Below are 14,225 nucleotides of genomic sequence, written 5' to 3' on the forward strand. Positions count from 1 at the left end.
CGGTCGGATATCCGGCTTCACCGGCCCGCAGGCAGTACTCGGCGTCATCCCACTTGATGAACGCGGGCAGTGCGAGCCCGACATCGCGAAGGATCGCCGTCGGGATGAGGCACATCCACCAGCCGTTGTAGTCGGCATCGAGACGCGCATGCAACAGAGGAGTCTGTCGCAGGTTTGCGACGGAAAAATCATGGGGCATGCGTTCCTGGAACAGATTGCGCCACATGAACGGCTGCTCATCGACCACCTCGGCCCAGGCATGGAGCTTCGGCCGATCGAGCAGGTCGAACATGTGGGCGCCGACGATCGTCGGCTCGCTGGCGTATCTGCCGAAGGTGATCGAGCGACGCACGGACTCGGGCTCGATGCGCACATCGTCGTCGAGAAGCTGGACGAAGTCGCTCTCGTCCGCGTCCAGCGTCTCGAGCATGGCGCGGGCGAAACCACCCGACCCGCCGAGATTGGGCTGGCGGATAATGCGCAGCTTGTCGCCGAGCCTGGCGGCGACGTCGGCGTATCCCTCTTGATCCGACACGAGGGCGGTGCCCTGATCGATGAGATAGATGCGTTCGATGACCTCGAGTGCCTCGGGCGCGTTCGCCAGATCTGTGAGGGTGGCGACGCAGTAGTCGGGCTTGTTGAACGTGGTGATGCCGAGCGACGCTCCGCGCGGGCGGATGGGCTCGTGATCGGTCGTCCACTCCGCGCCGCGGAAGAGCACGTTGCTCTCATCGGCGACGATGTCGAACCAGATCCAGCCGCCGTCGCTGTACTGGTCGAGAACGAGATCGAAAGAGCTCTCCGCCTCGCCGTCGACCTCACGTGTCTCGAGGCGCTGTTTGACGCCGCTCCCGTTCGATCGGTACACCAGCACGGTGGCCGGCCCCGTCGTCCGCACGGTCAGGTGCACGCGGCGCACCGACGTCCAGTGCTGCCAGTACGACGCGGGAAAGGCGTTGAAGTAGGTCCCGAACGACACTCGACGCCCGGCGACGACCCGCGCGCTCCTGCGGTCGAGGACGTTGCCCAGGTGCGCGACGCTCGACACCCGGACCGGTTCTTCGTCGATGACGGACCACGTCTCGGGGTCCGCGTAGAGCGGAAGCAGATCGGGGTCGCGTTCGAGGGGAAAGACGACGTTCTGCAGGACGTGTGTCACGGGTGAAATCTCCGGAGGGTCGGCGGGCGCGGGGCGTCGAGCCGAGATGGAAGCCTACCCTGGGATCTCCGCGTCATCCTGAGGAAGCGCCGCCGAGCCCCGAAGGCGCTGTTCCGGGATACGCAAGCGAAACAGCGGACGGGTCATTTGTATCGCGATGCGATACACGACACACTCGTGCCGTGGTCGAACTGGTCGACTATCGGGACTATCACTGAAGGGAAACGCTCATGATGAAGAATCCTCCGCACCCCGGCACCGTGATCGGCGAGGACGTTCTCGGCGAGTTGGGGCTCACGGTTGCTGAAGCGGCGGCGCGCCTCGGTGTGTCCCGTGTCGCGCTCAGCCGTGTCATCCACGGTCACGCCGGAGTGAGCCCGAATCTGGCCATCCGGCTGGAGCGGTCAGGTGTTGGTACCGCGCGAGCCTGGTTGGCTATGCAGGCGAACTACGACCTGGCCCGTGAGCTCGACAGCAAGGATCACCACGTGACGCCGCTCGTCGTTGCCTGAGTCCGTTCGACCCGTTTGTCGCTTCGACAGGCTCAGCGACCGGAGGGCGGGCGCAGCGATCGCGACGCGGATCTCCGCGTCATCCTGAGGAAGCGCCGCCGAGCCCCGAAGGCTCCGGATCGGGATGCCGGATCCGCTCCCGCCACGAACGCGCAAGACCTGCCCGCACGACGCAGACGACCAGCAGCATCCACCCGAATCCCGTGAGCGTGAAGCTCTCGAACACCGAGTCCACGAGCAGCGTCACGAGGATCAGCGGCGTCCACGCGTAGAGGACCGAGCGCCGGGCGCTCGCGACGAGCCAGGAGCGCACGAGCGCGATCGCGCTCATGCCGACGAACAGGATCAGGCCGAGCCACCCCGCCTGCAGGAGCAGGTCGAAGTAGGCGTTCAGGGCCGACCCGTGGGTCGAGCCCGTGATGATGTTGATCGACGAAAAGGGAAACTCCGCCGCGGGCCAGGGGCCGAACCAGCCCCAGCCCTGCACCGGCCGCAGCCGGACGTAGATCAGCAGCGTGTCCCACAGGCCCGCGCGGGTGGCGAAGTCCGAACCGGCGTTCAGCAGCGCGATGATGCCCTCGCGGAAGAAGTACGAGATCGTCAGCCCGATCACGACGGTGCTGGCGAGGCCGATCTGCAGGGTGCGGCGGCCGGCGGGGGCGGCGCGACGCACGAGCGCGAGGGCAGCCGTGGCCCCGGCGACGGCGAGGGCGAGCACGAAGACCGTCGGCGAGGCCGAGAAGAGCGCGAGCAGGCCGCCCAGCGCGAACGAGAACACCGCGATCCCGGTGCGCAGCGCGTGCGTGCGCCACTCGATCACGAATGTCACGAGCGCGATCACCGCGACGAAGCCGAGCATGTTGCGGGTGCCGAAGATGCCCTGCACGGGCCCGCCGAGGGCGAGGTTGCCCTCGACCCCCAGGAAGCGCAGGGGGGTGTCGAGCAGCACGCCCGAGAGGATCTCGAGGGCGAGCGAGACCGAGAGCAGCGTGCGCAGCACATCGCCCAGCGCGCGCACGGTCTGCAGCGTGTCGCGCACGTGTCCGATCACGATCGCGAGAAAGGCGACGGCGGCAAGGCCCAACCAGCCGCCCAGGGTGCGCAGCTCGTCGGTGCTCCAGAACACGCTCGCCAAGAGCCACGCGAGCAGCCCGATGAGCGTCGTCGGCACGAGCCGCAGCAGATTCAGCTCGCGCCGGCGGCGCACGAGCATCGCGAGCCCCACGAGGCACAGGCCGCCGAGCATTGTCGCGTACGTGACGCCGCCCGCGGTGCGCTGGATGACGAACGACGAGAGGACGAGGCCGAACGCGGCGAGTGTGAACGCGCGGGCGAGCGCCGCCGAATCGAGCGCATCGCTCACCCACACAGCGACGGGATGCGCAGGCCCGCCCCCGGCATCCGTCATCGCAGCGTCCGGTCCACCGATTCGCCGCGCTCCATCGCGAGGCTGCGCTCGGCGGGACCCTCGCCCACGAGCGGGGACTGGGCCATCTTGTGCGTGAAGATGACGAGGAACATCCAGCCCCACTCCATGAGCGGGCGGGATTCGGCGAGGCCCTGCACGAGCAGCACCGTCGCGATCAGGGTGGGCAGCAGAGTGAGGGCTTGATAGGGGCGGTCGGCGTCGAGGTCCCAGCGCGGGCGGTCGACCGCGAAGAACCACGCCCGCCACACGTACCCGAAGTAGGCCAGCATGAGCAGGCCCAGTCCGATCGCGCCGAGCTGGAACCACGCGTCCAGCCACATGTTGTGCGCGTGGAACACGGTGAGGTCGTTGACGACGATCCAGCCGTCGAACGCCGGCTCCCACGGCACCCACGGGGTGGCGAAACCCCAGCCGAGCACGGGGTGCTCCGCGATGCGCGCGATGACGGCATCCCAGATGCCCTGTCGTCCGGTGAGGTCGCTCGATCGGCCGAGCATCCCGAGCAGCATGTCGCGACCGAACCACAGCACCGCCGCGAGGGCCACGCCGATTCCGGCGTAGGCGACGTAGTACTTGGTGCGTTCGCCGGGTCGCCTCGTCGTGCGCATGAGCAGGGCCGTCGCGAGCACCAGCGCAGTCGCGCCGACGGTCAGCCACACGGTCGCCGAGCTCGATCTCCAGAGCAGGAACGCCGACACGACGATCCAGCCGATCAGCCAGCCGCGGCGGGCGCCCGAGGCGATGCGCACCGAGAAGACGATGATCGCCAGCAGCGCCGCGACGGCGAGCAGATGCGCGTTGCCGACGATGCCCTGGATGCGCCCGCCGTCGAACAGGTTGTCGCGCACCCAGTACAGCTCGGTGACGACCTCGCCCTCCCACAGCACGAAGTTCGGCAGGATCGGATGCCGCAGCACGATCGAGACGAACAGCTCGAGCAGCAGCGAGAGCCCCATGATCCACTTCAGAGCGGACGCGAGCGCACGCACGAGCTCGCGCCACGTGAGGACGCTGCCCAAGAAGATGCCCTGCACGGTCGTCGCCACCAGCAGAGCCCAGGTCAGCAGGGTCGCCTGCGGCCACTGCGACCAGATCACCGATGCGCCCGCCCACGTGACGTACGCCAGCGGCAGCCACGGCAGCCGGCGCCAGCCGATCGTGGGCCGCACGACCAGCCACACGATCACGCTCGCGACGGTCGTCGCACCGACCAGGGCGACAAGGCCCGCCGCACCCAGCAGGTTGAACCAGAAGGTCGTGGCAAGGGCGATGACCAGCAGCAGGATGCTGTAGGCCCGCAGCAGCAGATGACCGGTGGACTCGCGGGCCGGTGCCTGCGGGGGCGCGCCGACGGGGTGTCGCGTGTGCAGGGCCATGGTGAGTTCAGGGTACCGGCCGCGGGCGGCAATACAGTGGGAGCATGATCGTGCCGATCTCCAACGCGCCCCGGGACTACGCGTGGGGAGACCCGCGCGCCATCGCCGATCTGCAGGGGCGGGAGCCCGGCGGATCGCCCGAGGCCGAGGTGTGGCTGGGCGACCACCCCGGCGACCCGGCCGAGGTCGACGACGGTTCGGGCCTGACCCTCGACGCGTGGATCGCCCGCGCGGGGGGCCGGCCGCTGCCGTTTCTGCTGAAGATCCTCGCCGCCGCGTCGCCGCTGTCGATCCAGGCGCACCCGTCGCTGGCGCAGGCGCGCGAGGGCTTCGCGGCCGAGGAGGCGCAGGGTGTGCCCCGCGACGCCGCCCACCGCAATTACCGTGACGACAATCACAAGCCCGAGGTGATCGTCGCGCTGAGCGACGAGTTCCAGGCGCTGGCGGGGTTCCGCGCGGTGGAGGAGATCGACGCGCTGCTGGACGCGGTGGCGGGGCAGGATGCTGCCGTCGATGCGCTGCGCGAGGGTCTCGCGGCGTCCGACCCCGCCGCGGCGCTGCGCGAGCTCGTGGGATCGCTGCTCTCGGGAGAGGCGTCGTCCGCCGTCGCGGCGATCGAGGCGGGTCTTGAGCTGCAGGCGAGCGGTGCGTTCGCGGACGACATCGCGGCGGTGCGCGACATCGCGCGCGTCTACCCCGGCGATCCGGGCGTCGTGGTCGCGCTGCTGCTCAACCGCGTCGTCCTGCGCCGCGGCGAGGCGCTGTTCGTGCCGGCGGGGATGCCGCACGCGTATCTGTCGGGACTCGGCGTCGAGCTGATGGCCGCGAGCGACAACGTGCTGCGCGGCGGCTTGACACCCAAGCACGTCGACGCGCCCGAGCTGCTCGCGGTGCTCGATTGCGCCCCCGGGGCCGCGCCCCGCCTGTCGCCGTCGCGCTCCGAGGCCGGCGTCGAGGCGTTCACCCCGCCCATCCCCGATTTTGCCCTCGCGCGCGTGCGGCGCACGGATGCCGCGGCCGCGGCGACGCCGGTCGCGGTGGCGGGCCCCGCGATCGTGCTCGCGACCGCCGGAGCCGCGACGGTGCGCTGCGCGGCAGCATCCCTCGCCCTCTCCCCGGGGTCGGCCGCCTTCGTCGACGGCGAGTCCGAGGTCTTCATCGAGGGCGCCGGCGAGGTGTTCGTGGCGCAGGCCGGCGGCGTGTCGCACGACTGACGTATCCGTCTGCATCGTTCTGGACACGCCGGGCGCGTCGTGAAGGTTCATGCGCGCATTGAGGGTTTACGATGCTCCGCTTGACTGATCGGGAATGACAACGGTGTAATTAGTGCACTGCGCGGTTCGCGTGGGGGGCTATAGGTGGGAGACGAAATGGCGGGCTCGGAATTCCGTTCCGGTGTACCCGACAACTGGTTCGTCGACCCGGTGAGGCTGGGGGTCCCGGGGGTTCGACGGCCGGTTGACGGCGACGATCCTTTGTCGTGGCAGACGGATGCGCTGTGTGCGCAGACGGATCCGGAAGCATTCTTTCCGGAGAAGGGCGGCTCGACGCGCGATGCCAAACGCATCTGCACGACGTGCGAGGTACGGGGGAAGTGCCTTGATTACGCCCTGCAGAACGATGAGCGCTTCGGCATCTGGGGAGGATTGTCGGAGCGAGAGAGGCGCAAGCTCAAACGGCGCGCGGTCTAGACCTGCGCGGCGCGTTCACCGCAGCAGCGGAGCGCGCCGCGCCTAGGCTGAGTGCGCCATGCCAGCCCGTGTCCATGCTCTGCTCGTCGTGCGCCCCGAGGGTGCGGGCGACGAGACCCTGCAGCACCTGGAGCACACGCTCGAGCTGATCGGCGCGCAGACCCGCGCCGTCGACGCACTGACCGTCGTCGTGTGCGGCAAGGCCACCGCCGAGTTGCGCACCCTTGCCGGGCGCGGGGGAGCCGAGGCGGTCATCGAGGCCGCCCGCGGCACGGGATACGCCGCAGCGCTGCGCATGGCGAGCGTGCGGCTGGGTGCCGCCGAGGCTGTGTGGCTGCTCGCCCAGGACACCGCCCCCGAGCCCGGTGCACTTCGCCTTCTGGCGGGAGCGCTCGAGAGCCAGCCGTCGGTGTCGATGGTCGCCCCCAAACTCCGCGATGCCCGCGACCCCGACCTCATCGTCTCGCTCGGCGTCTCGATGACAGCCCTCGGGCGCACGGTCGGCCTCGTCGACGGCCAGCTCGATCAGGGTCAGCACGATGCCGCCGAGGACGCGCTCGCCGCCGACGTGCGCGGGATGCTGGTGCGCCGCCAGGTCTGGGACCTGCTGGGTGGTGCCGACCCGGCGCTGCTGGGCGCCGACGAAGGACTCGACCTGGGTGTGCGCGCCCGGCTGGTCGGCGGCCGTGTCGCCCTCGTGCCGGCGGCATCGGTCATCGTGCACGGCGACGGCGTCGCAGGGCTGCCCGCCCCCACCGACTCCCGCCGGCGCGGACGTCGCGCCTACGCCTCCCGCACCGCCGCGCTGCACCGGCGCCTGACCTACGCGAACGCGGCACTCGTGCCGCTGATCTGGCTCAGCATCCTGCCCCTCGCCCTCGCCCGTTCGGTCATGCACCTGCTGCGCAAGGCGCCGGCCCTGGTGGGCTCGGAATGGCGGGCGAGCCTCGTGGCCTGGCTGCGTCTGGCGGCGATCGCGCGATCCCGCGCGCGCATCCGCAACGCGGCCCGGGTGACGGGCACGCGCCCGGCCTGGGCGCTCGTGGCGCCCCTGCGGGTGCGTCGCGCTGACCTCAAACGCCGCTTCGACGACGGCGAGGACTCCAGCGCCGACATCGATCAGCGCGGCGAGCTGCACTTCTTCACCGGCGGAGGCGCCTGGATCGTCCTCGGCGCGCTCGCGCTCGGGCTCGGGGCCTTCTTCGCGCTGCTCGCGTGGCCCGTGCTCGGCGGCGGCGGGCTGCTGCCGCTGCGCGAGAGCCTCGTCGACCTGTGGGGCGACGCCGCCTACGGGCGGCGCGCTCTGGGGCTCGACGAGGTCGGCGCGGCCGATCCCTTCGCCGCCATCGTGGCGCTGCTCGGATCGCTCACGCCCTGGCATCCCTCGCAGGCCTTCGTGATCCTCTGGGTCCTGGCCCTCCCGCTCGCGGCGCTCGGCGGCTGGTTCGCCGCAACCCGCCTTTCGGCCCGCGCCGGCGTGCGCATCGTGGCCGCGATGCTCTTCACCCTCGCACCCTCCTTCCTCACGGCGCTCGTCGAGGGGCGGCCCGCCGCGGTGCTCGCCCACCTGCTGCTGCCGTGGCTCTTCTACACCGGCAGCGTCGCCAAGCGCTCCTGGGGCCCGGCGGGCGCGGCATCCCTGCTCTTCGCCGCCGTCCTGGCGTGCGCGCCCTCGCTCGCGCCGGCCCTGCTCGTGCTGTGGTTGGCCGCGCTCGTCACGGCGGGGCGGCGTGCCCTGCGGGTGGCCTGGATTCCGATCCCCGCCGTCGCCGCGTTCGCCCCTCTGATCTGGGAGCGCGCGATCGTCGGCGGCGACGCCTGGGGCCTGCTCGCCGACCCCGGGCTCGTCTGGGCCGCGCCCCAGGCCGGAGCCGACGCGGCAGGCAGGATGCTGCTCGCGACGGGCTTCGCGACCCCCGATCTGGCAGGGTGGGCAACCCTCGCCCCGAGCGTGCCGCAGCTGCTGCCCATGCTGCTACTCGCCCCGCTTGCCGCTCTCGCCCTCGTCTCGCTCATCTCGCCACGCTGGCCCGCGGGCGCGGTGCTGCTGGTCACCGCCCTGCTCGGAATCGCCACGGCCTTCGCGGCGGTGGGAATCGCGGTGCAGTCGGCGAACGGCGAACCGGTCGCCCTCTGGCCGGGACCTGCCCTGAGCCTGGCGTGGCTCGGCGTCGTCGGGGCGGCGATGATCACCCTCGACACTCCGCTGCCGCGGCGGGTGCGGGCGCTGCGACCCTGGGCGGCGGCCATCAGCGTCCTCGCTGTCGCCGCGCTCGCCTTCCCTTCCCTGACGGCGATGCTGCGCGACGACAGCGCGCTCACCAACGGCCCCGAGAGCACGCTGCCCGCCTACGTCGCCGCCGTCGGGCGCGACGATCCCGACGTCGCCACCATGGTCCTCACCCCGCTCGCGGACGGCGGTGTCGCCGCCCGCATCGTCTGGGGCTCCGGCGAGAGCCTGGGCGGGCAGAGTACGGCGCTCTCGGCGCGCGCCGGGGCGAGCGCATCCGATCGCGAGGTCGCCGCCCTCTCGGCCGACCTCGTCGCCCCGAGCGCCGCCGACGTCGCGGGGGAGTTGTCCTCTCGTGCCATCGGCTTCGTGCTGCTGGCCTCCGGTGCCGCTACCGAAGCTGCGGACGCGCTCGTGCTGCAGGCGGTCGCCTCGCTCGACGCGCGCGCGGGACTCGAGACCGTCGGCGACACCACGCGCGGACGTCTCTGGCGCGTCACCGGCGATCTGCAGCCCCGCCCCGAGCTCACGCGCGCCGAGACCGCGCTGCAGGGCTCGATCTCGCTCGCCCAGCTCGTCGTGGCGGCCATCGCCGTGCTGCTGGCCTTCCCGACCGCGGTCTCGCGCCGGGCCGCGCGCGCCGAACCGCGCATCGTGGGCGCCGCCCCCGCCTGGGGCGCGGCCGGGCGGGCGCGACGCGCGAAGAAGCGGCGGGATGCTGCCGCCGCGGTGCCGTCCGGCGTCGGCGCGGGTGTCGGTGCGGGTGCGGAGTCCGGGGTCGGGGCCGGCGTGCCGGGTGAGTCCGGCCCGACGGGTGAGTCCGGGGCACCGGCCGAGTCCGACTGGGCGGCCGAGTCCGACCCGGCGGCTGAATCCGACCGGGGGGCCGCGTCCGACCCGGGGGTCGAGTCCGACTCGGGGGTCGAGTCCGAACCGGCGGCCGAGTCCGACCCGGCGGCTGAATCTGACATCGCGTCCGAGGACGCGAGCGACGCCGATTCCGATACCGATTTCGTATCCGTATCCGAATCCGAATCCGAATCTGACGGCGAATCTGACGGCGAATCCGAATCTGACGGCGAATCCGAGTCCGACGCCGAGGCGGCGCAGGCGCTGCCGCAACAGGACTCTGCGCCGACAGCATCCGACGACTCCGACGACGACCGCCCGGGAGGTGCCCGATGACCGAGCGACGCACGCTGCGCACGATTCTGACGAGCGCGCGCGTCCTGATCGGCGCCGCCGTCGCCGTCGTGCTGGTCGCCGCGGTCGCCGTTGCGGTCGCCGCACCCCTGCCGACTTTCGCCCGCTCCGCGGTGAGCATCGTCGAGACGCCGACGCCGTCCGAGACGGTCGCCGTGTGCGCGGGCCCGCTGCTGGCCACGGGGCGCACGTCGGGCGCGGCGTCCGAGATCACGGTGGCCGCCGATGCCGACCTGCGCTACGGATCCGCCGAGGGCGAGCCCGCACAGGAGGGCCTGCGCGCGGCGAGCGTCGACGATTCGTCGGGCCCCTCGGTGCTCCGGATGAGCCCCATCGATCGTGAAGCGGCATCCCTCGCCGGAGCCCAAGCATCCACCGCCACCGCCGAGGACCTGATCGGCTTCGCCGCCTCTGCCTGCGAGGCGCCCCGCTTCGAGTCCTGGCTCGCCGCCGGCGCGACATCGACCGGAGCCTCGGACCTCGTCGTGCTCTCGAATCCTGGCGACGTGGCCGCAACGGTGCAGATCGGCGTCTACGGGCAGGCGGGTCTGACCACGCCGCCCGGCGGCGACGATGTGATCGTGCCGGCGCGCGCTCAGATCGTGCTCTCGCTCGCGGGGCTCGCGCTCGGCGAATTCACCCCCGTTCTGCGTGTACAGGCCAGCGGCGCACCTGTGACGGCGCACCTGCAGGCCAGCCGCACCGTCACGCTCGAGCCCGTCGGGGTGGATGTGACCGGCGCGACGGTCGCTCCCGCGACGCGGCAGGTCATCGCCGGCATCGTCACCCCGAGCGCCGCCGACCCCGCCATCGAGGGCTCCTCGACGGTGCGGGTGCGGGTGCTCGCGCCCAGCGCCGCCGCACGCGCGACGGTCACCGTCACCGCGCAGGGCTCGTCGTCTCCGGCGGTGGCGCCCGCCGAGCTGGACCTGGCCGAGGGTGTGCCGCTCGACATCGACCTCGCGGGGCTTCCGGCGGGCAGCTACACGGTCGACGTCGAGACGGAGGGTGTGCCCGTGATCGCCTCCGCATGGACCTCCAGCGCCCTCGGCGGGGAGCGGGACTTCGCCTGGATCGCGGCCGCCCCGATGCTCGAGCAGCCGGCGCTCCTCGCGGTCGCGGAGGCGCCGGCGGGCGCGGCGACCGCCGTACACGTCGTCGCGGGATCCGAGGCCGCCGAGGTCGTCCTCACCCCCGTCAACGGCGGCGAGGCGCGCACCCTGTCCCTCACGGCCGATGAGGCCGGGGCGGTTGCGGTGCCGGCCGGAAGCTGGCGCATCGAGGCGACGGCCCCCGTGCACGCGGCGGTGTCGTACGCCTCTCCCACGGCCGTGGCGGGGTATCCCGTGCAGCCCGGTCAGGGGGCCGCGGCCGCCGTGCGCGTCGTCCCCTGAGCGGGGATCCTGAGGAATCCGGCGCGGTCAGAAGTAGCGGAAGCGCTCGGGACCGAGATCCCACGGGTCGCGATCGAGGTACTCGGCGGCCGCACGGAACACGGTGCCCTCGATCGACATCCGTCTGTGCAGTTCGTCGTCGCGGTGCAGCCGCCCGAGCCGCTCGATCGGAATGCGGAAGAGCGCGATGCGCTTGGCCGTGCGGTCGATGTGCCAGCGCGGGATGCCGTCGGCGTGCGAATGCGGAGGCATCGAGCCGATCTCGAAGCTCACATCGTGCAGCTCGGGCCAGGCCGACCGGAGAAACTCGGAGGCGGCGCCGACCGCGACATCGAACCGCTCGAAGCGGGTGTCGAGGGGACCGATCGGGGGGCGGACGACCGAACTGCGGCCCTGCCGACCGTGGCGACCGTGACGATCAGGTCGGGACGCGGCATCCGCCCGCCGAGGTGACCTGCCACGCCGTGCAACCATGTTCCCAATCTTATCCCCGGGCGCGGCGCCGCCCCGCGGGCGCGAGGGGAGTCTAGGCTGACGACGATGCACGGAAGACTCTGCTCCAAGGTCGGCTGCGCCCGCGAGGCCGTCTCGACGCTGACGTACGACTACGGCGACCAGATGGCCGCCCTCGGACCGCTCGGCGCCACCGGCGACCCCCACGCTCACGATCTGTGCGCGATCCACACCGAGCGCATGTCGGTGCCCAAGGGCTGGGTCGTCGTGCGACACGAGACGATGCGCGCCTGATCCTCGCGCCGTCTTCGGCCGGCGACGGCTGATCCTCGCGCCGCATTCGCCTGGCGCCGGCTGAGGGCGTCGTCGCGCTGCGGGGCTGCAGGTTGTGCCGTGCTCGGTTGCGAGCTGCTGCGTGCTGCTGCTGCGGCGGCGTTCCGGCCCCGTCCGCGCGGGGGCTCCCCTGTCGCGAAGTGCGGGTGGGGCGCCGCGACCCGCAATTGGCGACAGCGGAGTGTCGGCCGCGGGCTGCGCGTCGGGGTTGGCCTGTCGCTAAGTGCGGGTGTGGGGCGCCCTGACCCGCAATTGGCGACAGCGGAGCGTCGGCCGCGGGCTGCGCCGGGGCTCACCGCAGGAGCGCCGGAAGCGGCATCCACGGGCGACGGCGGGATGCTGTCACACACTCACCGATCAGCGCTCGGGGAAGCCGTGGGGCAGGCGCTCGAGCGCCGGTGCCAGCGCGCGCACGCGCTGGGCCTCGCCCATGAGCGCGCGGTACTCGCGGTCGCGGCGCACGGCGGCGATCGCGAACAGAGAGGTGATCGGATCGGCGGGAGGCGGGGGAGTGACGAATGCGCTCGTCTCGGCCAGCAGATCACCCGCGACGCGATCCCGCGCAGCCGGCGCCAGCCGATCGACCTGGTGAAGAAACTGCGAGAGACGTCGGGCGAGTCGGTCCGGCATCCGTGCGACGTCGGCGATCTGCGCCCAGCCGGCAAGCGCAGGCGGCACCGGTGGCAGCGGGGCCGGCAGGGCGGGCACTCTCGTGCGCTGCGAGTACGTGCCGGCCATCAGATCGCCCAGGCGCTGCGCCCGCGGGGTGAATGCCGCCGTCAGGACGGCGACGACTCCCAGCGTGAAGTAGATCTCGAGCACGCCCACGAGGGCGCGGATGAACGCCTGTCGGAATCCGGAGGCGCCCCCATCCGCCCGCACGATGCGCGCACCGATCGCCAGGCGCCCGAGGCTCCGGCCGCGCGTCAGGGTCTCGACCGCCGTCGGGATCACGACCATGATGAGCACGAGCAGCACGATGACGGTCATCTGCAGCGCCTCGGGCGGGATCACCTGGGCCAGCGGGCCCGAGCCGAGCACGAACACCAGCACGAGGAGCAGGATGCCGATCAGCACGTCGATGATGGCGCCGAGCGCCCGCAGGAACAGTCCCGCCGGCTGCACATCGAGCGCGACCGCCTCTCCGGTGAGTACCTCGTCCGAAGCGACGCGGGTCAGCTCGGGCGCACTCATGCGGGTAGTTTAGGCGGGGTGGACCTCGACGCGCTGACCGCGGCCCGCCAGGGCGAATGGCGGCGCCTGCGCGAGCTCGAACGCAGGCGGCGCCTGACCGGACCCGAGTCCGACGAGCTCGTGGCGCGATACCAGGCCGCTTCGGCGGATCTCGCCGAGATCAAGACATCCGCGGGCCGCTCGCCGCAGGCCGACGTCGTCTCGACCCTCATCGCGGGCGCCCGGATGCGTCTGACCGCCGGCGCCGAGAACCCCTTGCGCGTGCTGCCGCGATTCTTCGCGCTGCAGTTGCCGGCCGCTCTCTACCGGGTGCGCTGGACGACGCTCGTCATCGCGACGGTCTTCGTGGCCGTGGTCGCCCTGATCGCGTTCTGGGTGTCGCGCGATCCGGTGCTGGTGGCGGCCCTGGGCGATCAGGCGTCGCTCGAGTACTACGCCGAGGAGGAGTTCACGGCGTACTACTCCGAGAACCCCGCGGCGGTCTTCGCCGGCACGGTGTGGACCAACAACGCCTGGATCGCGGCGCAGTGCGTGCTCTTCGGCATCACCGGCATCTGGCCGATCATGGTGCTCGTGCAGAACGCGGTGAGCGTCGGCATGGCGGCTGCGGTGATGTTCGCCTTCGATCGCGGTGACGTGTTCGTGCTGTTCATCCTGCCCCACGGCCTGCTCGAGCTGACGAGCATCTTCGTGGCGGGTGCGGCCGGGCTCCACATCTTCTGGGCCTGGATCGCACCCGGCCCCCGCACGCGCGGCGAAGCTCTCGCTCAGGCGGGCAGGTCGCTGGCGACGGTCGCGATCGGGCTGGTGCTCGCTCTGCTGTTCTCGGGCCTCATCGAGGGGTTCGTCACGGCGCAGCCCTGGCCCTGGCCGATCAAGATCGGCATCGGGGCCCTCGCTCTCGGCCTCTTCCTGTTCTACATGCTGTGGGTCGGCGGCCGCGCGGCGCGAGCCGGCGAGACGGGCGACCTCACGGAGTGGGAAGCAGGAAGCCCGAGGCTCGTCGCGGGCTGACGCGACAGCATCCTGCCCGCGCGTCGCGTGTTGTGCGGGCGCGGGGATGCGGGGTGTTTGCCCATGTTGGGGCGTCGGGGCTGCGTTGGGGCGTGCTGCAGCGCGCCCCACGGTGGTTTGAACGCCCCGAGGCGAGTGGAGGGCGCGGGGATGCGGGGTGTTTGCCCATGTTGGGGCGTCGGGGCTGCGTTGGGGCGTGCTGCAGCGCGCCCCACGGTGGTTTGAACGCCCCGAGGC

General features: G+C 71.9%; 12 protein-coding genes. 7 read left to right on the forward strand and 5 right to left on the reverse strand.

Annotated elements, in window-relative coordinates:
- Window positions 1-1,159: glycosyltransferase (locus DI573_RS02415; protein ID WP_292810254.1), on the reverse strand; the 1,159-nt coding region annotated here is incomplete at its 3' end.
- A 230-nt stretch (window positions 1,160-1,389) separates the two neighbouring features.
- Here DI573_RS02415 and DI573_RS02420 point away from each other — a divergent pair.
- Window positions 1,390-1,671, forward strand: coding sequence for a HigA family addiction module antitoxin (locus DI573_RS02420; RefSeq protein WP_292810256.1), 282 nt, complete (start codon window positions 1,390-1,392; stop codon window positions 1,669-1,671).
- Window positions 1,672-1,750: 79 nt separating this feature from the next.
- Here DI573_RS02420 and DI573_RS02425 read toward each other — a convergent pair whose 3' ends face one another.
- Both DI573_RS02425 and DI573_RS02430 read right to left on the reverse strand, forming a co-directional pair.
- On the reverse strand, window positions 1,751-3,034 hold the full coding sequence (locus tag DI573_RS02425; protein WP_292810258.1) for an O-antigen ligase family protein: 1,284 nt from the start codon (window positions 3,032-3,034) through the stop codon (window positions 1,751-1,753).
- 41 nt (window positions 3,035-3,075) lie between these two features.
- The gene (locus DI573_RS02430; RefSeq protein WP_292810259.1) at window positions 3,076-4,476 is read right to left on the reverse strand and encodes an O-antigen ligase family protein; all 1,401 of its coding nucleotides are present in this window, start codon (window positions 4,474-4,476) and stop codon (window positions 3,076-3,078) included.
- A gap of 44 nt (window positions 4,477-4,520) precedes the next feature.
- On the opposite strand from DI573_RS02430, the gene manA reads away from it, so the two are divergent.
- From manA to DI573_RS02450, 4 genes are all read left to right on the forward strand, one after another.
- On the forward strand, window positions 4,521-5,690 hold the full coding sequence (manA, locus tag DI573_RS02435; RefSeq protein WP_292810261.1) for a mannose-6-phosphate isomerase, class I: 1,170 nt from the start codon (window positions 4,521-4,523) through the stop codon (window positions 5,688-5,690).
- Between the two features lie 156 nt (window positions 5,691-5,846).
- Entirely contained in the window at window positions 5,847-6,167 is a 321-nt protein-coding gene (locus tag DI573_RS02440) for a WhiB family transcriptional regulator (protein ID WP_292810263.1), read from the forward strand.
- Window positions 6,168-6,225: 58 nt separating this feature from the next.
- Window positions 6,226-9,582 (forward strand): glycosyltransferase, encoded by a 3,357-nt coding sequence (locus DI573_RS02445; RefSeq protein WP_292810265.1) that lies wholly within the window; start codon window positions 6,226-6,228, stop codon window positions 9,580-9,582.
- Entirely contained in the window at window positions 9,579-10,994 is a 1,416-nt protein-coding gene (locus DI573_RS02450; RefSeq protein WP_292810267.1) for a DUF5719 family protein, read from the forward strand. The genes DI573_RS02445 and DI573_RS02450 overlap by 4 nt, the downstream gene beginning before the upstream one ends.
- Before the next feature lie 27 nt (window positions 10,995-11,021).
- Here the strand turns inward: DI573_RS02450 and DI573_RS02455 are convergent, their stop codons facing one another.
- Entirely contained in the window at window positions 11,022-11,468 is a 447-nt protein-coding gene (locus DI573_RS02455; RefSeq protein WP_292810269.1) for a hypothetical protein, read from the reverse strand.
- A 66-nt stretch (window positions 11,469-11,534) separates the two neighbouring features.
- Here DI573_RS02455 and DI573_RS02460 point away from each other — a divergent pair, with 66 nt between their 5' ends.
- The gene (locus DI573_RS02460) at window positions 11,535-11,741 is read left to right on the forward strand and encodes a DUF3499 family protein (RefSeq protein ID WP_292810271.1); all 207 of its coding nucleotides are present in this window, start codon (window positions 11,535-11,537) and stop codon (window positions 11,739-11,741) included.
- Window positions 11,742-12,137: 396 nt separating this feature from the next.
- Here DI573_RS02460 and DI573_RS02465 read toward each other — a convergent pair whose 3' ends face one another.
- On the reverse strand, window positions 12,138-12,974 hold the full coding sequence (locus DI573_RS02465; protein WP_292810273.1) for an RDD family protein: 837 nt from the start codon (window positions 12,972-12,974) through the stop codon (window positions 12,138-12,140).
- A gap of 18 nt (window positions 12,975-12,992) precedes the next feature.
- Here DI573_RS02465 and DI573_RS02470 point away from each other — a divergent pair, with 18 nt between their 5' ends.
- On the forward strand, window positions 12,993-13,988 hold the full coding sequence (locus DI573_RS02470) for a stage II sporulation protein M (RefSeq protein ID WP_292810275.1): 996 nt from the start codon (window positions 12,993-12,995) through the stop codon (window positions 13,986-13,988).
- Window positions 13,989-14,225 lie beyond the last annotated feature (237 nt).

Source organism: Microbacterium sp., assembly GCF_003248605.1.
GTDB lineage: Bacteria > Actinomycetota > Actinomycetes > Actinomycetales > Microbacteriaceae > Microbacterium.

Coding starts and splice junctions, on each gene's coding strand:
- DI573_RS02420 (WP_292810256.1), top strand. CDS start 1,390: ATGATGAAGAATCCTCCGCACCCCGGCACCGTGATCGGCGAGGACGTT.
- DI573_RS02430 (WP_292810259.1), bottom strand. CDS start 4,476: ATGGCCCTGCACACGCGACACCCCGTCGGCGCGCCCCCGCAGGCACCG.
- manA (WP_292810261.1), top strand. CDS start 4,521: ATGATCGTGCCGATCTCCAACGCGCCCCGGGACTACGCGTGGGGAGAC.
- DI573_RS02440 (WP_292810263.1), top strand. CDS start 5,847: ATGGCGGGCTCGGAATTCCGTTCCGGTGTACCCGACAACTGGTTCGTC.
- DI573_RS02445 (WP_292810265.1), top strand. CDS start 6,226: ATGCCAGCCCGTGTCCATGCTCTGCTCGTCGTGCGCCCCGAGGGTGCG.
- DI573_RS02450 (WP_292810267.1), top strand. CDS start 9,579: ATGACCGAGCGACGCACGCTGCGCACGATTCTGACGAGCGCGCGCGTC.
- DI573_RS02455 (WP_292810269.1), bottom strand. CDS start 11,468: ATGGTTGCACGGCGTGGCAGGTCACCTCGGCGGGCGGATGCCGCGTCC.
- DI573_RS02460 (WP_292810271.1), top strand. CDS start 11,535: ATGCACGGAAGACTCTGCTCCAAGGTCGGCTGCGCCCGCGAGGCCGTC.
- DI573_RS02465 (WP_292810273.1), bottom strand. CDS start 12,974: ATGAGTGCGCCCGAGCTGACCCGCGTCGCTTCGGACGAGGTACTCACC.